The organism is Gemmatimonadaceae bacterium (assembly GCA_019637355.1).
Classification (GTDB): Bacteria; Gemmatimonadota; Gemmatimonadetes; order Gemmatimonadales; family Gemmatimonadaceae; genus Pseudogemmatithrix.
The window spans coordinates 2,435,236-2,453,272 of record JAHBVT010000001.1 but is presented as its reverse complement, the minus strand read 5'-3'; the positions used below and the strand labels follow the sequence as shown (position 1 = coordinate 2,453,272).

17 protein-coding genes are annotated in these 18,037 nt (G+C 71.1%); 11 read left to right on the top strand and 6 right to left on the bottom strand.

The features are described 5' to 3' along the window. The 6 genes from KF689_11285 to KF689_11260 are packed head-to-tail and all read left to right on the top strand — an operon-like array spanning position 1 to position 9,859. Positions 1-4,470, top strand: a complete 4,470-nt coding sequence (locus KF689_11285; protein MBX3133950.1) for a translocation/assembly module TamB — start codon at positions 1-3, stop codon at positions 4,468-4,470. A gap of 1 nt (position 4,471) precedes the next feature. Then, positions 4,472-5,410, top strand: coding sequence for a diacylglycerol kinase family lipid kinase (locus KF689_11280; protein MBX3133949.1), 939 nt, complete (start codon positions 4,472-4,474; stop codon positions 5,408-5,410). Beyond that, positions 5,410-7,353 (top strand): PAS domain S-box protein, encoded by a 1,944-nt coding sequence (locus KF689_11275; protein ID MBX3133948.1) that lies wholly within the window; start codon positions 5,410-5,412, stop codon positions 7,351-7,353. The genes KF689_11280 and KF689_11275 overlap by 1 nt, the downstream gene beginning before the upstream one ends. After that, the gene (locus KF689_11270; protein ID MBX3133947.1) at positions 7,354-8,700 is read left to right on the top strand and encodes a sigma-54-dependent Fis family transcriptional regulator; all 1,347 of its coding nucleotides are present in this window, start codon (positions 7,354-7,356) and stop codon (positions 8,698-8,700) included. Between the two features lie 9 nt (positions 8,701-8,709). Beyond that, the gene (locus KF689_11265; GenBank protein MBX3133946.1) at positions 8,710-8,892 is read left to right on the top strand and encodes a hypothetical protein; all 183 of its coding nucleotides are present in this window, start codon (positions 8,710-8,712) and stop codon (positions 8,890-8,892) included. Positions 8,893-8,899: 7 nt separating this feature from the next. Continuing rightward, the gene (locus KF689_11260; protein ID MBX3133945.1) at positions 8,900-9,859 is read left to right on the top strand and encodes a P1 family peptidase; all 960 of its coding nucleotides are present in this window, start codon (positions 8,900-8,902) and stop codon (positions 9,857-9,859) included. On the opposite strand, the gene KF689_11255 is transcribed toward KF689_11260, so the two are convergent. Beyond that, positions 9,856-10,278: a hypothetical protein gene (locus KF689_11255; GenBank protein MBX3133944.1), complete on the bottom strand. Its 423-nt coding sequence runs from the start codon at positions 10,276-10,278 to the stop codon at positions 9,856-9,858. The two genes, KF689_11260 and KF689_11255, sit on opposite strands and share 4 nt — an antisense overlap. A 75-nt stretch (positions 10,279-10,353) precedes the next feature. On the opposite strand from KF689_11255, the gene KF689_11250 reads away from it, so the two are divergent. From KF689_11250 to acpS, 5 genes are read left to right on the top strand one after another with little or no spacing between them, the layout of a single operon-like run. Further along, complete coding sequence (locus KF689_11250) at positions 10,354-11,232, top strand: DMT family transporter (GenBank protein MBX3133943.1); 879 nt, start codon at positions 10,354-10,356, stop codon at positions 11,230-11,232. Next, positions 11,229-11,921, top strand: a complete 693-nt coding sequence (locus KF689_11245) for an HAD hydrolase-like protein (protein ID MBX3133942.1) — start codon at positions 11,229-11,231, stop codon at positions 11,919-11,921. Before KF689_11250 ends, KF689_11245 begins: the two co-directional genes overlap by 4 nt. Then, positions 11,914-12,513, top strand: coding sequence for a CYTH domain-containing protein (locus KF689_11240; GenBank protein MBX3133941.1), 600 nt, complete (start codon positions 11,914-11,916; stop codon positions 12,511-12,513). Before KF689_11245 ends, KF689_11240 begins: the two co-directional genes overlap by 8 nt. Further along, on the top strand, positions 12,503-13,003 hold the full coding sequence (locus tag KF689_11235; protein ID MBX3133940.1) for a hypothetical protein: 501 nt from the start codon (positions 12,503-12,505) through the stop codon (positions 13,001-13,003). The genes KF689_11240 and KF689_11235 overlap by 11 nt, the downstream gene beginning before the upstream one ends. Then, the gene (gene acpS / locus KF689_11230; protein MBX3133939.1) at positions 13,000-13,380 is read left to right on the top strand and encodes a holo-ACP synthase; all 381 of its coding nucleotides are present in this window, start codon (positions 13,000-13,002) and stop codon (positions 13,378-13,380) included. Before KF689_11235 ends, acpS begins: the two co-directional genes overlap by 4 nt. Here the strand turns inward: acpS and KF689_11225 are convergent, their stop codons facing one another. The 5 genes from KF689_11225 to rsmB all read right to left on the bottom strand — a co-directional run bounded on the left by KF689_11225 (position 13,381) and on the right by rsmB (position 18,034). After that, positions 13,381-14,205 carry a prolipoprotein diacylglyceryl transferase gene (locus KF689_11225; GenBank protein MBX3133938.1) on the bottom strand — a complete coding sequence of 275 codons (825 nt, stop codon included), beginning with the start codon at positions 14,203-14,205 and terminating at the stop codon, positions 13,381-13,383. 169 nt (positions 14,206-14,374) lie between these two features. Then, entirely contained in the window at positions 14,375-15,424 is a 1,050-nt protein-coding gene (gene tsaD / locus KF689_11220; GenBank protein MBX3133937.1) for a tRNA (adenosine(37)-N6)-threonylcarbamoyltransferase complex transferase subunit TsaD, read from the bottom strand. A 44-nt stretch (positions 15,425-15,468) separates the two neighbouring features. Beyond that, positions 15,469-16,038 (bottom strand): TlpA family protein disulfide reductase, encoded by a 570-nt coding sequence (locus KF689_11215; GenBank protein MBX3133936.1) that lies wholly within the window; start codon positions 16,036-16,038, stop codon positions 15,469-15,471. Further along, positions 16,035-16,709, bottom strand: coding sequence for a ribulose-phosphate 3-epimerase (locus tag KF689_11210; GenBank protein MBX3133935.1), 675 nt, complete (start codon positions 16,707-16,709; stop codon positions 16,035-16,037). Before KF689_11210 ends, KF689_11215 begins: the two co-directional genes overlap by 4 nt. Continuing rightward, on the bottom strand, positions 16,709-18,034 hold the full coding sequence (rsmB, locus tag KF689_11205) for a 16S rRNA (cytosine(967)-C(5))-methyltransferase RsmB (protein ID MBX3133934.1): 1,326 nt from the start codon (positions 18,032-18,034) through the stop codon (positions 16,709-16,711). Before rsmB ends, KF689_11210 begins: the two co-directional genes overlap by 1 nt. Between the last annotated feature and the right edge of the window lie 3 nt (positions 18,035-18,037).

The window sequence follows — 18,037 nt, the reverse complement described above, 5'->3', positions numbered from 1 at the left end:
GTGTCACTGAGCCGCCGCGCCCTCGTCGCGCTCGTGAGCGCCGCGCTGATGCTGCTCTTCGCCGCAGCGTCGATCGCCGCGTTCATCATCGCCACGCAGTCCGAAGGCGGGCGCGATCTCATCCGCCGCGTCGCCCAGTCGCAGCTCGAACGCCTCGTGCGCGGCAAGGTACACATCGGCACGCTCAGCGGGTCTTTCCTTACCGACCTGCACGCCGACTCGGTGCTCATCACCGACCTCAACGACTCGGTGTTCATCGCCACCGGGCCGGTGCGCGTCACCTTCGATCCGCGCGACCTTGCCGACGGCCGCATCATCTTCCGCTCGGCGGAGGTGCAGCGCCCGTACGTGGCCATCCGCCGCGAGCTAGACGGCGACTGGACGCACGAACGCCTTTTCCCGCGCAACCGCGCGCGCAGCGTGCTGCGCCGCCGCTCGGCATTCGGCGCGGTGTTTCTCATCGAGCAGACGACGGTGCGCGACGGCGAGTTCGAGCTACTCTTGCCCTGGGCACCGGATTCTGCGCCGCGGGCCGTTCGCACTCGCGCCTGGACCTGGTCCAACATCGACCTCGACCTGCCGCGCGGCCGCTTCGCGTATCCGGACTCCACTGGCATCCTGCTCGACATCGCGCGACTCGACGTGGACGAGATGGATCCGCCTTTCGCCTTCCGCGATCTCGTCGGTGAGGTGCTGATCCTGCGCGACACGCTCCGCGCCGAGCTGCATCGCTTCAGCCTGCCGGGCTCGGAGGGCCGTGCCTACGGCGAAGTCACCTGGGGCGGGGGAGCGCCGGCGCACTACGCGTTCACCGTGGAGTCGGACTCGGTGGCACTGGCTGACGTCGCGTGGATCAATCCGGCGATTCCCACCGAGGGCGGTGGCAAGGTGCGCGTCGAGATCCGCAACGCGCGCAGCGACTCCCGGCTGGCGGAGTACGTGATCACGCAGATGGACGTGCGCACGCACGCATCGCGCCTGCGCGGCCAGATGACCTGGGGCGTGAAGGACAGCGACGTCGCGCTGCGCGACGTGGACCTCGAGATGGCGCCGCTGGATGCGCGCCTGCTCGAGCGCTTCAACCGCGGACCGCTGGCGGTGCCGCTGCGCGGGCGTCTCGTCGGCCGCCTGCGCGGACGCGGCGGACCGCTCTCGGCCTTCGTCGTCGAGGATGCTACGGCGACCTTCCACGACGCCAACGTGCCGGGCGCGGTCTCGCGCGCCCGGGCGAGCGGCACAGTGGATATCTCCGATCCCGCCGTCCCGGTGTTCGCCGGCGTGGATCTGGACCTCGCGGAGTTCGACCTACGCACGGTGCAGGCACTCGAACCGACCTTGCCCAAGCTGAACGGCACGCTCTCCGGCCGCGCGCGCGTGGATTCCGCCTGGGGCGACCTGCGGCTGAGCGATGCCGACATCACGCACCGTGACGGCGATGCGCCGGCCTCGCGCCTGCGTGGCCAGGCGCGCCTCAGTTGGGAGAGTGCGCAGCCTGTGCGTTGGGACGTCGACACCGACGCCGAACCGCTCTCGTTCACGGCGCTCGCGCGCTCCTTCGCCGGCTTCCCGCTGCGCGGCGAGTACGCGGGCCGCTTCCGCAGCTTCGGCAGCAGCGAGGACTTCTGGCTGGTCACCGACCTCGACGGCCCCGCCGGTGCGTTCAGCAGCAACCTGCGGGTGGATAACGCGGCCCCCGGCTACCGTGCCGTCGGCTGGGTGCGTGCCGCGGGGCTCGATCCGCGCCGCCTCACGGACGACACTCGCTACCCCAGCGGCGAGCTCAACGGCCGCGTGGACTCGGACATCAGCTTCGACTCGCTGGCCAACCTCAGCGGCTCGCTGGAAGTCGAGCTCGGCCGCTCGACGCTGAATGGCGTGCGCGTCTTCGCCGGCACGACGCGGCTGCGCTTCCTCGACGGCATCGCGCGGCTGGACACGCTGGCGCTCGAGACCTCGGCGGTGGACGTCTCGGCGGCGGGCGCGCTCGGCTTGGCCGAGGGCCAGACGGAATCCCTGCGGCTGCGCGCCCGGATGGACTCGCTCGGCGGCTTGCGGCCCTGGCTGGACCGTCCGGCGGGGGATTCGCTCGGCGGCGCGGCGCTGCTGGATACGGAACTGAAGGGTTGGCTGCGCGACTTCGCGGTGGATGCTTCTGCCACCGTGAACGGGTGGTTCTACGCGGGGAGTTCGGCCGCCGAGCTGCGGGCGACGGCGGCGCTACGCGGCTTCCCGGCGCTGCCCAGCGGTGAGTTCCGGCTCGACGGCGACACGCTGGGCATCGGCGGCCTCTCCATCCGCCGCGCGCGCAGCGTCGCCACGCTCGACGGTAGTGCGCCCGCGGCGCTGGCGCTCAGCGCCCTGGGCAGCGCGGGCACGTCGCTGGACTTCCGCGGGGCGCTCGCGCGACGTGGCGATACCACCGAAGTGCGCGCCGACACGCTGGCGCTGATCACCGAACTGCATCCTTGGCGCCTGATCCGCCCGGCGAGCCTGACCTTCGTGCGCGACGGATTCCGCGCCGACAGCGTGCACCTGGCCGCCGGCGGCAGCTCGCGCCTCGTGCTCAGCGGTGGCCTACCCCAGCGCGGTGCGCTGGACCTGCGGCTCAACGGCCGCGACGTGCCGATGGCCGACGTGGCCGAGTTGCTGCAACTGCAGGATCTGGCGGCGGGACGCGCCGACCTCGATGCGCGTTTCACCGGCACGCGCGCCGCGCCGGAGTTCACCGGCGACGCGGTGTTGCGTGACGGACTCGTGCGCGGCATCCGGCTCGACACGCTGCGTCTGCGGCTGCGTGCCGTGAGTGACCGGCTCGATGCCCGCCTCGCCTTGGGGCGCGCGACGAACCCCGCGCTCACCGTGGACGCCGAGCTGCCGCTGCGACTCGACCTCAGCGGCGGCCGCACGACGATGCTCGCCGACGGTCCGCTGCGGGGCAGCATCACCGCGGATTCGATGGACCTCGGCATCTTCGAAGCGTACACGCGCGGCGTCGGAAGCGCGCGCGGTGCGATGCGCGTGGCGCTGGAACTCGGCGGCACCTGGGGACGGCCGCGCGCCGACGGCACGATCGTCGTGAGCAACGGCGTGCTGGCGCCGCCGGCGCTGGGCGGCGTGCGCTGGCGTGGCGTCGAGGCCGATGTCGCCTTTCTCGGGGATTCCATCGCGTTGCGCTCGCTCAGCGCGACGTCCACGACGCTGGGCCGCAGCGGGCGCGCCTCGCTCACCGGCTGGCTGGCGCTCGCCGACCGCGAGAACCCGCGGCTCGACCTCCGCCTCAACAGCCGCGAGTTCAACGTCTACAACCAGCCCGGCACGGCCGAGATCGACCTCTCCGGCGACCTGCGCCTGCGCGGCCCGTGGAACGCCGCTACGCTCAGCGGCGCGATGACCGCCGATCGCGCCATCATCGGCATCCCGGAACTCGCGACCAAGGACGTCATCTCGCTCGAAGGCCCGGACCGCTTCGGTGTGTCGGACACGCTGGTGGCGGTGGACGCGGCCGCCATCACGCGCGCGCCGCCGGCGTTCATCGAGAACCTCACCGTCGCCAACGTACCGATCACGATGGGCCGCGACGTCTGGATCCGCTCCTCCGAAGCCAACATCAACCTCGGCGGGCAGGTGAACGTCACGCGCGGGCGCATCACCCGCGGCCCGAACACCGGGCAGGTGCAGTTAGCCGTGACCGGTCCGCTGCAGACGGTGCGTGGCACCTACCGACTCAACCTCGGGCCGGTGCAGCGCACCTTCACCGTGGAGCAGGGCGAGATCCGCTTCTTCGGCGACCCGGACCTCAATCCCTCCCTCAACGTCTCGGCGCTGCACACGGTGCGGCAGTACAGCGAGCAGGGCGTGCGCCCCGATGTGCGCGTGCGCGTGCACCTCGGCGGCACGCTGCGCCAGCCGGCGGTCGAGCTCTCGACGCCGGACTCGATGCGCGTCACCAACGCCGACCTCATCTCCTACCTCGTGACCGGCGGGCCGAGCTATGAGATCGGGCGCGACGGCAACGTGTCGAGCACGGCCGCGCGCGTGGTGCTCGGCTCGCTGGGCTCGGTGCTCGGCGGCAAGATGGCCGGCGGCCTCTGCGACGATGCGCAGGTGACCACCGCTGGACTCGAGGCCTATCAGGGCGGCGCGCGCGACATCGGCGGTGGCATCCTCTCGGGCTCGCGCTTCAACTGCGCCAAGCAGGTCGGTGACCGCGCATTCGTGCGCCTCGACGCAGGCCTCTGCGGCGTGGGCCAGCTCGTCTCGCAGAACGATGGCGGCAGCCCGCTCTCGTTCGGCGACGCGCTGGGCCTGAAGTTCGACTACCTGCTCGGTCGCGGGTTCTCGGCCTCGGTGGGTGTGGAGCCGCCGACCAGCGCCACGCTCTGCGCGGGCAACGCGACTAACTCCGCTCGAGGATTCGTTCCCACGCCGCGGCAGATCGGCGTGGACCTCTTCCGCGCCTGGCGGTTCTGACGTGCGCCGAGCGCTGCTGATCGTGAACCCCGCCGCGCGCGGGGGCCGCTCGGCCGAGGCCGAGGCGCTGATGGCGTTCGCGTCGGTCGGCATCGAACCCGACCTGCGCCGCACCACCGCGCCGGGCGATGCTGCCCGCATCGCCGCAGCCGAGGCGGGCGAGGAACCCGTCTTCGTGCTCGGGGGCGACGGCACGGTGATGGAGGTGGTGGGTGCCTTGGTGGGCCGCGGCACCGCCGTGGGCATCCTGCCGGGTGGCACTGGCAACCAGTTGGCGCGGCACTTCGGGATTCCGCTGCAGGTCGGCCGCGCGGTGCGCCGCTTGGTCGGTGCCGGCACGACACCGCTGGACCTCGGGCGCCTGCACGACGGTCGCTACTTCTCGCTGACGGCGGGCTTCGGGCTCGATGCGGCGATGATCGCCGGAGCCGATCCGCGCGCCAAGCGGCGCTTCGGCGTGGCGGCCTACGTGTGGAGCGCCGCGAAGGCCCTGCCGAGCGTGCAGTCGTTCGCCGTGCGGGTCGAGGCCGACGGGCAGGTCTACGAGCGGGAGGCGGCCTTGGCGATGATCGCCAATGTGGGTGCGGTGATGGACGGGCGTTTTGGGCTGGGCCCTGGCGTAGCGCCGGACGACGGCTGGCTCGATGTCTGCGTGCTCTCGGCGGCTGGGCTTCGCGATGGCCTAACGCTGGCCTGGAGGATGGCCCGACGCGACTTCCGGGCCGATCCCCGGATGCTCTTCGTGCGGGCCCGCCAGGTGCGCCTCACGGCGCCGGCCGGCGTGCCGGTACAGGCTGACGGGGAGTTGCTGACGGCGCCGATACTCGATGCAGCCGTGGTACCGGGGGCAGGGCACTTTCTGGCCCCTGGCGGGTCGTTTGCCCCGTCTGCGAACGGGTCATACGTTCCCTCGGTCCCCACCCCCACGCTGGACCGTTGATGCAGGACCCTTCGCTCGCCGGGCTCGCGCCCGACGCCTCGCTGGAGCCCCGGCTCCGCGCGCTCCTCGCTGAGCTGCCGCCCCCGCAGGCGGCGGTGCTCGAGGAGCTCTGGCGCGAGCGTGAGCGGCTGCTGGCGCTCGCTGAGCACCACCGGCTGGTCCTGCAATCGGCCACCGACGCCATCCTCGTAACCTCGGTCGGCGGCGTGGTGGAGTACGCCAACGACGCCTCAACGCTGCTCTTCAGCACGCGCAAGTCGCTGCGCGGCGCGCGGCTACACGAACTGGTGGCCTCCGAGGAGCAGGAGTTGATGCGGGGCTATGTGCAGCGCGCGCTGGCCGGCGATGCCGTGCGCGCGCAACTGAGCATCACGCGGTCCGATGGCGATCGCCGTCGCGTGAACGTGGGGCTGAGCCCGGTGCGTGAGCACGGCATCGTGAGCGGCCTCGTGGCGTCGTTCACCGACTTCACTGACGAGGCCCGTGCCCGCGACGAAGTCGCCGCGGCGAATACGCGCTTCCGCGACCTCGCCGAGGTCGCCGCCGACGCCATCTGGATGGTGGACCGGCGCGGGCTGTTTACGTCAATCAACCCCGCCACGCTCGAGCTCACCGGCTATGCGCGGGGCGAACTGCTCGGCCGCAGCGCGATTCCGCTCATCGCGCCGGAGGACCAGCAGGCGGTGGCCGGCCACTTCCGCGCCGTGCTCGGGGGCAAGCGCCAGCGCTACGAGTGCCACCTCGTGCGCAAGGACGGCTCGCGGCGCTTGATCAGTGTCGCCAATAGCCCGGTGCTGATGCACGGCGTCGTCAGCGGCATTCTTGGTGTGGTCCGCGACATCACCGAGGAGCGCGCCCGCAGCGTGGCCATCGAGCGCCTCGAGGCGCGCTGGGCTCGGCTCGTGGACTCCGCCGAGGATGCGATCGCGACGATGGACGAACACGGCCACTTCACCTCGGTGAACCGGGCCTTGGAGAAGGTCAGCGGGCGGCCACGCGCGGCACTGATCGGCACGCACTTCGTCGAGCTGCTGCGCCCGGCCGAGCGCGCCGAGCTCTGGCGCGTCTTCGCTGCCACGCTCGGCGGCGAGCGGCAACGCCGCGAGGTGAACTTCACGCGCCCTGACGGCGCGCAGCGCGTGGCTACGGTGCTCGCGACGCCCATCATCGAGGAGGGGCAGGTCACCGGCGTGCTTGCCGTCGCCCGCGACGTCACCGACGAGCGCCGGATGCAGGACTCGCTGGTACGGCAGGACAAGCTGGCCGCGCTCGGTGAGCTGATGAGCGGCGTGACGAACGAAATCTCCGCACCGCTGCAGGAGATTCTCGCGCAGGTGGCGAAGCTGAAGACCCTTCCCGGCGCCGATGCCGAGGTGCTGGACCGCGTGGCCAACGAGGCCCGCCGCGCCGCCCGCGTGGTGGTCAAGCTGCAGACCTTCTCGCACCAGAACACCGCCGACCGGATGGCGACGGATGTGAACCGCGTGCTCGAGGACACCCTCGAACTGCGGCGCTATCCGCTGGCCGTGCAGGAGATCGCCCTCGACATCTCGCTGGACCGCAGCCTGCCGACGACCTGGGCCGACCCCTTCCAGCTCCAGCAGGTGTTCATCAACGTGCTCGGCAACGCCGAGCAGGCGGTGGCGCGGCACCAGGGCGAGCGGCGGATCAAGGTGCGGACCCGCAGCGAAGGTGATAACATCGTGGTGGAAATCGCCGACACGGGCCCGGGGATTGCGCCGGAGCATCTGCCGCACATCTTCAACCCGTTCTACACGACGAGGCCGCGTGGCAGCGGGACTGGCCTAGGCCTCTCCATTGCCGACGGAATCACTCGGGAGCACGGTGGCTCCCTGCGTGTGCAGTCGGAGCTCGGGCACGGCGCCCAGTTCGATATCGTTCTTCCAGTCGTGGCACCACCGACTCTCCCTGCGACCGAGTAAATGGCCAGTATCCTGATCATCGACGACGAAGTGGCCATCGCGACGGCGTTCGCGATGTTCTTCCGGCACGATGGCCAGCATACCGTGGCCGAGGCCTACACCGGCGCGGACGGCATCGCGGCCTACGAGCGGCTGCGGCCGGACCTCGTGCTGCTCGACGTGCGCCTGCCGGATATGACCGGCTTCGACGTCCTCGCGGCCATCCGCGAGCACAACCCGGTGGTGGTGATGGTCACGGCCTACGGCGACGTGCCGATGGCGGTGGACGCGCTCCACAAGGGCGCCGAGAACTTCCTGACGAAGCCGGTGGACCTCTCGCACCTCAAGGCCGCCGCCGAGCGGGCGCTGGAGAAGGCGCAGTTGCGCCGGCTCAGCCGCTGGCTCAGCGAGAAGCGCGGCGCCGACAAAGGCCTGGTCTTCGGCTCCTCGCCGCAGATGCGCGAGTTGCAGGCCCAGATCCAACTGCTTGCCGCCAGCGACCGCACGACGGCGCTGATTCTCGGCGAGAGCGGGGCGGGCAAAGGGAGCGTGGCCGAGCTGCTGCACGCACAGAGCCCGCGTGCGACCAAACCGTTCGTGGAGATCAACTGCGCCACGCTGCGCCCGGAGTCGCTGGACAGCGAGCTCTTCGGCGTGGAAGCGGGGAGCGAGCACGGCGTCACTAAGCCGGGCGCCTTCGAGATCGCTGACGGTGGCACGATCTTCCTCGACGAAATTGCCGATCTCGAGCCGACGCTGCAGCCCAAGCTGGTGCGCGTGCTCGAGGGGAAGGGCTTCCGCCGCGTCGGCGGCCGCGAGGAGATCACGCCCAACGTGCGCGTCATCGCCGGCTCGTCGGTGGATCTGCAGGGCGCCGTCGCCACGGGGCGCTTTCGCGAGGATCTCTACTACCGCCTCGCGGTGATGCCGATCCAGCTCCCGCCGCTGCGCCAGCGGGGTCGTGAGGACCTGCTCGAGCTAGTGGCCGCCGTCCAGGATTCCCTCACGCCCTCGCTGCCGGGCGCGCCCACCGCGCTCACCGACGAGGCCCTCGACGCCATCCTGCGCTACCACTGGCCGGGGAACATCCGCGAGCTGCGCAACGTGCTCGAGCGCGCGATGCTGATGGCCCGCGGCCTGCCGGCGGTGGACGTCATCCACCTCCCGCGCGAGGTGGCCAGCGCCACCGGTGCCGAGGTCGCGCATCACGAACCGCGCTCGCTTTCGGAAGTCGAACGGGCGCACATTGATCGCACGCTGCGCGCCCACCAGCACAACCGCACTCACGCGGCCAAGGAGCTAGGCATCTCGCGGGCGACGCTGATCAAGAAGATCCGTGAGTACGAACTCGCCGACCGTCCCAAGTAGGAGGCCCCGATGTCCGAGCGCGACGTGATGGTCTGCCGGGCCTGCGGCAAGGAAGAGCGGGCCAGCGAAGGCTACCCCTGCGAGAACTGCGGGACGTTCATCTGCCAGATCTGCGTCCTGCGCGGCGTGACGCTCTGTGCGTCCTGCCAGGCGGCTGAGGACGCGTCCGACGACGACGGTTCGGACACCTGAGGTCGGCGTGAGCGACGGCGTCTCGCTCGCCCGATTCGGCCTGGCCGTCGGCCACGCCACCGACCGCGAGGCCGCTACTGGCTGCACCGTCGTCCGCGGCCTCGATGCGCCGCACCGCGCCGCTGGCGTCGTCATCGGTCGCGCCACCGGCTCGCGAGAGCTGGCCCTGCTCGAACCCGGACATCTCGTGGAGCGCGTGGACGCCATCCTGCTCACCGGCGGCTCGGCGTACGGCCTCGACGCCGCCGCCGGCGTGATGCGCTGGATGGAAGAGCGCGGCCGCGGCTTCCCCGTGAGCGGCGGCGTCGTGCCCATCGTGCCCAGCGCGGTGATCTTCGACCTCCAGCCGCTGGGGCGCTTCGACACGCGGCCCACGCCGCAGATGGCCTACGACGCCTGCGAGCGGGCGTCGTCGTCCGGCATCGCCGAGGGCGACGTGGGCGCCGGCACCGGCGCCACGGTGGGCAAGTTCCGCGGGCGCGACGGCGCGATGAAGGGCGGCCTCGGCATCGCCGTGGCCGAAGAAGCGGGGCGGGCGGCGGTGGCCATCGCCGTGGTCAATGCCTTCGGTGACGTGCGCGATGCCAATGGCGCGATCATCGCCGGCGCGCGGCTCGAGGACGGCAGCTTCGTGGACACGGCCCGCGCCCTCGCTGGCGGCGCCAAGCCCGGCGGATTCGTGGCCGGCACCAACACCACGCTCGGCGTCGTCGCGCTCGACGCTGCGTATTCGCGGGCCGAGCTCAAGGCCATCGCGCAGGCCGCCGGTGCGGGCCTGCTGCATCGCATCACGCCGGCCGGCACGCACGCCGATGGGGACATCGTCTTCGCGTTGGCGCCGATGGATGGCCCTGCCGCACCACAGGACCTCGGCGAACGACTCGCCCGTCAGGCCCTCGAAGCCGCCATCGAACGGGCCGTGCGCCTGGCCCACTCGCGCGACGGCATTCCTGGACTCGCCGGCTAGCTGACCAGCCCGCCGGTGGGCATCACCGGCGCGCCCGCCCGCACGTGCAACAGCAGCTCGGCGCAGACGTCGCCGTCGAGCACGATGCGCATCACGTGCGTACCCGAGACTTGGATCGGCAGGTCGATGGCCGCGATCACCGGCACATCCAGCTCAGTGGCGCCCGGCGGCGGCGAGCCCACGTCCAGTTGCCCGGACGAGGACCACATCTCGTCGCCCTCGGGGCTCAGCCAGTGGAAGCCCAGCGTGTGCCTGCCGACGTCGTCGGGCAGCGCTTTGAGGCGCACGACCATCGTGGCGCGGGGATGGACGGCCGGAAGGCTGGCCACCTGCAGGGCGTCGAACACCCCGAGGATGTTCAGCTTGCCTTCCTGGGAGATGTTGGCCGAATCGGCGAAAAGCGCGAAGGAGACGTGCATCGCGGGAAGCTAGCGCGGCACCTTCGGCGGCGCATCCGGGTTCGTCTGGGACACTGCGCTAGATTTCTCCCTGATATGACCGCCCTCACGCGCGCCTCGCGCGCCACCGAACTCAGTCTCGTCGTGATGGCGGTGATCTGGGGCGTGAATTTCAGCGTGATGAAGTACGGCACGCAGGTGATGGCGCCGGTCGTGTTCAACGCGCTGCGGATGAGCATCGCCTGCGTCATCCTCTTCGCCATCGCCTACGGTCGGCCGGGCCTTCGCCCCTCGGTGGCGGACCGCAACCGCCTGCTGGCCCTTGGCGTGCTGGGGCACTTCGTGTATCAGATGCTGTTCCTGCAGGGGCTCTCGCTGACGCGCGCCGGCACCGCCGCGCTCGTCGTCGCGGCCAGCCCGGCCGCGGTGGCCATCGTCGCGCGCTCCTTCGGGCAGGAGCGGCTGCCGCTGCGCGCCGTCGTCGGCATCGTGCTCTCGATCGCCGGCGTGATGCTCGTCGTGGGCGGCAGCGTGCAGTCGGACGGCACCAGTCACCTGCTCGGCGACCTGCTCATCCTCGGCGCCGTGGTGGTCTGGGCCTTCTACACCACCGGCCTCGTGCCGCTGGCGCAACACGTGGAGCCGGCGCAGGTGGCGGCGTGGACGCTGATCGGTGGCGTCGTGCCGCTGGCCCTGTTCGCCTCGCCGGCGCTGCTGCGCACCGAGTGGGCCGCGGTGACGCCGCTGTCCTGGGCGGCCGTGGCCTACGCCGGCATCCTCGCGATGGTCGTCGCCTACCTCGTGTGGTACCACGGCGTGCGCGCCATCGGCCCCACGCGCACGGCAATGTTCGCCAACCTACAGCCGCTGGTGGCGGTGTTGGTGGCGTGGGCGATCCTCGGCGAAGTGCCGACGATGTTCCAGGCGGCGGGCGCGGGTGCGGTGCTTTCTGGCCTCTATCTCGCGCGCCGATGAAGATCGTCCTCTTTGACATCGACGGTACGCTCCTGCTCAGCGACGGCGCCGGACGCCGCTCGATGGAGCGCGCCTTGCACGAGATCTTCGGCACGCGTGGGCCGCGCAGCCACCGTTACGGCGGCAAGACGGACCGACTCATCGTCCGCGAGACGATGCGCCTCGAAGGCTTCGACGACGCCACCATCGACGCCCGGATGCCGCAGGTGCTCGCCCGCTATCTGACCTGCCTGCGCAGCGAGCTCGCCGGAGACGAGCATCCGGCACGCGCACTGCGCGGCGTCGGCGCACTGCTCGACGCCGTCGAGGCCCACGACGAGCTCGTGCTCGGCCTGCTCACCGGCAACATCGTCGAGGGAGCCGACCTCAAGCTCCGCGCCGTACGGTTCGACCCCGCGCGTTTCCGCGTCGGGGCCTTCGGCAGCGACCACGAAGACCGTCCGATGCTGCCGCCCATCGCGCAGCGTCGCGCCAGCGAATTGCTCGGCCGCGAGGTGCCCGGCAATCGCCTCGTCATCATCGGCGACACGGTGCACGATATGACCTGCGGCAAGGGCGTCGGCGCGCGGGCGATCGGTGTGGCCACCGGCGGCGTGCCGCGCGAGGAACTGGCCGCCGAGTCGCCGTCCGCCGTCTTCGACGACCTCGGCGACACCGCGCGCGTGATGGAGGCCATCCTCGATGCGTGAGGTCGAGCTCAAGGGCATCGCCTACACCGAGTCCGAGGCCGCCGCCGCGCGCGCCGGGCTCGAGGCGGCCGGCGCCACGCTCAGCTACGAAGGCCGACTCGAAGACCGCCGCTACGACACGCCAGACCGGGCGCTGGCGCTGCGCGACCACGTGCTGCGCCTGCGCGTGTACCGCGGGGCAAGCGTCGTCACCTCGCTCGACTTCAAGGGTCCCACCGGCTACGCCGAGGGCTTCAAGGTCCGCGATGAGTACACCGTCAATGCCGGCGATCCGGTGGCGCTTGCGCAGATCCTCGAGGCGTTGGGCTACGTGATCACCCGCGAGATCGATCGCCATATCGCGCAGTTCAGCTACGCTGGCGCGACGGTGCGCTTTGAGCGATATCCCCGTATGGACGTGCTCATCGAGGTCGAGGGCGAAACCGCCGCCATCGAACAGGCCATCGTCGCCCTCGGCTTGCCGCGCGAACGCTTCACGGCCCAGCGCCTGCCGGACTTCGTGCTCGCGTATGAATCGCGCACGGGCCAACGCGCCGCGCTCTGCGATCGAGAACTCGACGGCGAGTACCGGTACTCCCCGAATGACGCCTGAGTTCACCCTGCCGGAGTTCACGCGCTCCCTGCGCGCGCTCGCCGTGCCCTCGGCGCCGGGTTCGGATCACGACGTGATCTTCGCGCCCTTGCTCGAGGCGCGCCGCGCGGCGCATCGCGCGAGCTCGGTGGAGCAGCAGGTCGCGGCCTTCGAGGCGGGCAAGCTGGAGCGGGCCTGGCGGGGCGCCATCGCCTCGCTGGCCGAACGGCGGCACGGCAAGTCGCTGCCCGACCGCCGTGCGCTGGGTGCGGAGCTCGAACTGCTGGCCGCGCCGGTGTGGACGTCGCTGGCGGAACTCAAGTCCGAGGCCGAACGCCTCAAGCTCGCGAAGGCCGATCAGCGCGCCGCGGCTTGGGCGCAGTGGGTCACGGCCGTGCAGGGGGTCTTCCGCGCCGCCGATGCCTGGTGGGAGCGCGCCCTGCCCGTGCTCGCCGACTCCCGTGGCCGACAGGGCGGATTCTGGCGGCGCGTGCTGCGGAGGTCCTCGTGATCGTCGGCATCGGGTTCGACATCGTCGCCATCGCGCGCGTCGAGGGAATGCTCGCGCGCAAGGAGCAGCGGGCGCTCAACCGCCTGTTCACGACGCACGAGCAGGAGTACTCGCTCTCGCGTCCGCGCCCGGCGATGCACCTCGCCGCGCGCCTCGCCGCCAAGGAGGCGGTGTTCAAGGCGCTCACCGGCTCCGACGACGCCAAGCTGATCGGGTGGAAGGAAGCCGAGGTGCAGCGCGGCAGCGAAGGACCACCGGTGCTCAAGTTCACCGGCCGTGCGGCGGCGCGTGCCGCCGAGCTCGGCGTCCAGCGCGTGCACCTCACGCTCAGTCACACGGATGACACCGCCGGCGCGGTGGTCATCCTCGAGCGCTGATCAGGCGGCGCGCACGCCCGGGCGTCCGGGGCCGGTCCTCGCGCGCATCGCCATCCACGCCGTACCCAGCAGCACGAAACCGATCGCGATCACCTGCGCCATCGTCAGCATCCCGAAGAAGCGGTCGTCTTTGGCGCGGAAGAACTCGACGATGAAGCGCTCCAGTCCCGCCAGCACGCAGTAGGCGCCGAAGAGCCAGCCCGCCGCCCGCGCGTGATTGCGCATCCGCCACAGGATGAAGAACATCACGAGGCCCATCGCCGTCTCGTAGAGCTGCGTCGGATGTACCGCCAGCACCTGGTCCGGCGGCAGCTGCGCGTAGTCGGCCGCACCGAACTGCTGCACGAGGTTCGCCACGGTGCTCGGCGGCGCGCCCTCGGGGAAGGCCACCGACAGCGGGCCGTTCCACGGCGTGCCGTAGTCGTCGCCCACGGCCCAGCAGCCCGAGCGGCCCACGCTGTACGCCGCCGCCAGCCCCGGCGCCGCCGCGTCGGAGATCTGCGCGAAGCTCGCCTTCTTGTAGAGGATCACGCCGGCCGTGGCCGCGATGCCGCCGATGAGTCCGCCCCAGAACACGAAGCCCGCGCGGCTGAACACGGCGCCGAGGTCCCCGACGAGGACGGCGTAGTAGAGCTTGGCCCCGAGCAAGCCGCCCACCACCGCCGCGATGGTGACGTCTCCCATAATCTCCGCATCGTGGCCGCGGGCCTCGAGGTTCTCGCTCGCCACCATCTGCCCGATGACGAAGGCCAGCAGCATCGCGATGCCGAAGCCGGTCAGCTGGAGGGGGCCGAGGTCGTAGGCGAAAGGGATGTGGGTGTACATCAGCGGGAGATGGGAGGGGGGAGGGGGGTGACGGCGGGGAGACGGGAGAGGAGAGAGGGCTGGGAGAGGGGAGGCGAATCTCTGGTCCAGCAATGTACGGTGGGCGGCGGGAGCTGAGTAGGCGCCTTACGGCTTCCGTCCTCCGTCTTCCGTCATCCGTCATCCGTCTTCAGTCATCCGTCATTGAGCGTACCCCTGGGATTGGTAGCGCACTGTGTGCGTTCAGTGTCGCATCCGAGCGTTCGCCGCGTGCGAACCGAAACAAGCCCGCGGCGGCGATCATTGCGGCGTTGTCGGTGGCGAGGCGCGGTGTGGGAGCGAAGACTTCGGCGCCGAGTTCTTTGGCTGTGCTGCGCATCGCGTCCACCACGGCGGCGTTGCAGGCGACGCCGCCGCCGAGCACGATCTTCTTGCGGCGCTGCGCCTTGGCGGCGCGGATGGTCTTGGCGACCAGCGTGCCGATGAGTGCGTCCTGGAACCCGCGCGCGATGTGCGGCTTCTCGGCCTCGAGGTCCGAGGCCTGCTGCGTGGCGAGCAGTACGGCGGTCTTGAGTCCGCTGAACGAGACGTCGTAGTAATCGGCGTCGCCGGGCTTCTGGCCGGCGTTGAGCATCGGCTTGGTGAAGCGATGGCGCTTGGGGTCGCCGTCGCGCGCGAGGGCTTCGAGGTGGCGGCCGCCGGGATATGGCAGGCCGAGCAGCTTGGCGGCTTTGTCGAAGGCCTCGCCGGCGGCGTCGTCGCGGGTGCGGCCCAAGAGGCGGTACGCGCCCCATTCAGCGACGTCGAGCAGCAAGGTGTGTCCGCCGGAGACCAAGAGCGCCGTGAAGGGCGGCGTGGCGTCGGGATGCTCCAGCGCCGTCGCGAAGAGGTGCCCTTCCATATGATGCACGCCGATCACCGGCTTGCCAGCCGCCGCGCCCAAGGCCTTGGCGTAGCTCACGCCCACCAGCAGCGCACCGACGAGCCCTGGCGCGTGCGTGACGGCGATGGCGTCGACGTCGGCGAGTGTCGTGCCGGCGTCGGCCAGCGCGCGCTCCGTCACCGGCACGATGGCCGTGAGGTGCTCGCGCGAGGCGATCTCGGGCACCACGCCGCCGAACACGCTGTGCACGTCCTGTGAGAGGATCACCAGCGAGTCCAGCTGTGGCGCGGCGGCGTTGCCGCTGAGCACGGCGGCCGACGTCTCGTCGCAGGACGTCTCGATGCCGAGGATGCGCATCGGTCAGGCGGCGGCGCGCGGGATTGGCACGCGGCGCGTCTCGCTCACTGCGGCCGCGGTTCGGCCAGCAGGCGCTCGAGGTAGGCGACGCTCGCCGGCGCGTCCCAGGCGTCCGCACCCATCGGCGCCCCGATCACCCGACGCCGTAGGCGCCCGTCGCGTCCGATGATGAACGTCTCCGGCACGCCGGTGGTCTGGTAGCTGCGCTGGATATCGCCCGCGGGGTTGTGCAGGATCTCGAAGCTCAGCTTCATCTCCTCGGTGAACGCCTTGATGGCGTCCTCCATCCCCGCGACGTCCACGCTTACCGCCACGACCCGCAGGCCCTTGGGGCCCAGTTGCTCCTCGAGGCGCTGGATAGCCGGCATCTCGATGCGGCAGGGTCCGCACCAGGTGGCCCAGATGTTCAGCAGCACCACGTCGCCCTTGTAGTCAGCGATGGTCTTGGCCGCACTGCCCGGCACCATCGGATTCGCGCGGAAGCTCGGTGCTTCCTTCCCGATCCGCACCGGGAACAGCTCCGCCGCCAGCTGCGTCCGCGCCGACCAGAGCCCGATGCCGACCAGCGCCACCAGCGCGCCAACGATCACCCACTGCGCCTGCCGGCTGTTCACGCGGTCTCCGTGCAACGCGTGCGCAGCGCCGCGATCTCCGCCTGCGGGTCCTTGGCCGAGAAGATCGCGTTTCCGGCCACGAAGGTGTCCGCGCCGGCGCGCCAGCACGCGGCGATGGTCTCGCGCGCGATGCCGCCGTCCACTTCCAGCACGGCGCGCGAACGCGTCTCGTCGAGCAGTTGCCGCGCTCGCGCGATCTTCTCCACCGAGCCGGGGATGAACCGCTGCCCGCCGAAGCCGGGGTTCACGCTCATCACCAGCAGCAGGTCGAGGTCGGCGGCTACCTCGCGCAGCGTCTCGAGCGACGTGCTGGGGTTGAGCGTCGCGCCGGCCTTGGCGCCGAGTTCCTTGATGCGCATCACCTGGCGATGCAGATGCGGCGCCGCCTCGACGTGAATCGTCACCGTGTCGGCGCCGGCCTTGATGAAGCTCTCGAAGTACTTCTCCGGCTCCACCACCATCAGGTGGCAGTCCAGCGGCAGCGCCGTGAGCTTCTTGCAGGTCTCGATCACCTTGGCGCCGAAGGTCAGGTTCGGCACGAACACGCCGTCCATCACATCCACGTGCAGCCAATCGGCGCCGCCGGCCTCGAGCATCGCGAGGTCCTCGGCCAGCTTGCCGAAGTCAGCAGACAGTAGCGACGGCGCGATGCGCACGGTCTTGGACGGCATCAGGCGTTCCCTCGGCGCAGGCGCGCCGCGAATGATCCATCGCTGCCGTGGCGCTGCGGCAGCACGCGCAGGCGACCGGCGTCGAGCACGGAGTCGGGCACGGTGCCGGCCGGCGGCGGCTCCAGCGTCCAGCCCGGATGGTCGGCCAGGAAGGCCTCCACCTGCGCGTCGTTCTCTTCCGGTTCCAGCGAGCAGGTGGAGTAGATGAGCAGGCCGCCGGGCTTCACGCACTTCGCGGCGCCGCGCAGCACGGCGCGCTGGGCCGCCGCCATCACGGCGAGGTCTGAGGTGCGCAGGCGCCAGCGGGCATCCGGATGGCGCCGGAAGGTGCCCGTGCCCGTGCAGGGCGCGTCCACCAACACGGCATCGAACTCGCCCAGCGTGCCGTCCCGCGCATCGGCGACCACGGCGTCCACGTTCTCGAGCTCGAGGCGGCCGATGGTGTCGATCACGCGCCCGATGCGATTCTCGTTGCTGTCGGCCGCCGTCACGTGCGCCGCGTGGCGCGCCAACTCCACCGACTTGCCGCCGGGTGCGGCGCAGAGGTCGGCCACCTGCAATCCCGGCGGCAACGCCGCGTAGCGCGTCACCAGCGTGGCCGCGGGATCCTGCACGAAGCAGCGTCCCTGCTGGAACGCGCCGAGTGCCGTGAGCACCGTGCCCGGCGCGAGCAGCAGCGAATCCTCGACGAGCGGCGCATCGCCGGTGCCGACGCCCGATTCCTCGAGCATCGTCTCGAGCTGCTCGCGCACCACGCCCCAGGGCCGCACGATCAGCGGCGCCTCGCGGTTGTTCGCCTCGAGCAACGCGCGCGTCTCTTCGGCGCCCCAACGCGCCACCCAGCGCGCCACCAACCAGCGCGGGTGCGAGTGTTCCACCGCCAGCGCTTCCACGGGATCGGCCGGCAACTCGGCGTCCAGCGCGTCGCGCTCGCGCTCGATTCGGCGCAGCACCGCGTTGGCCAGCTTGCTCGCGCCGAGTCCGTGGCGCGTCTTGGCCAACTCCACCGTCTGCGCGATGGCGGCGTAGGCAGGCACGCTGCCCATATACAGCAGTTGGTACACCCCGAGCCGCAGCAGGTCGGCGAGGTCCGCCTCCAGCCGCGCGATGCCCCCGCGCACGCGCGGGGCCAGCAGGTGATCGATCCACCCGCGGCGGCGCAGCATTCCCCAGACCAGCTCCTGCGTCCAGCGCCGGTCGCGCGCGTCGAGCGCCGCGGTGCGGCGGTCGAAGGCAGCGTCGAGCAAGAAGCCGCTGCGCAGGTCAGCGAGCGTCTCGGCGGCGGCGATGCGGGCGTCAGTCACGAGCGGGAGGGTGCTGGGCATACC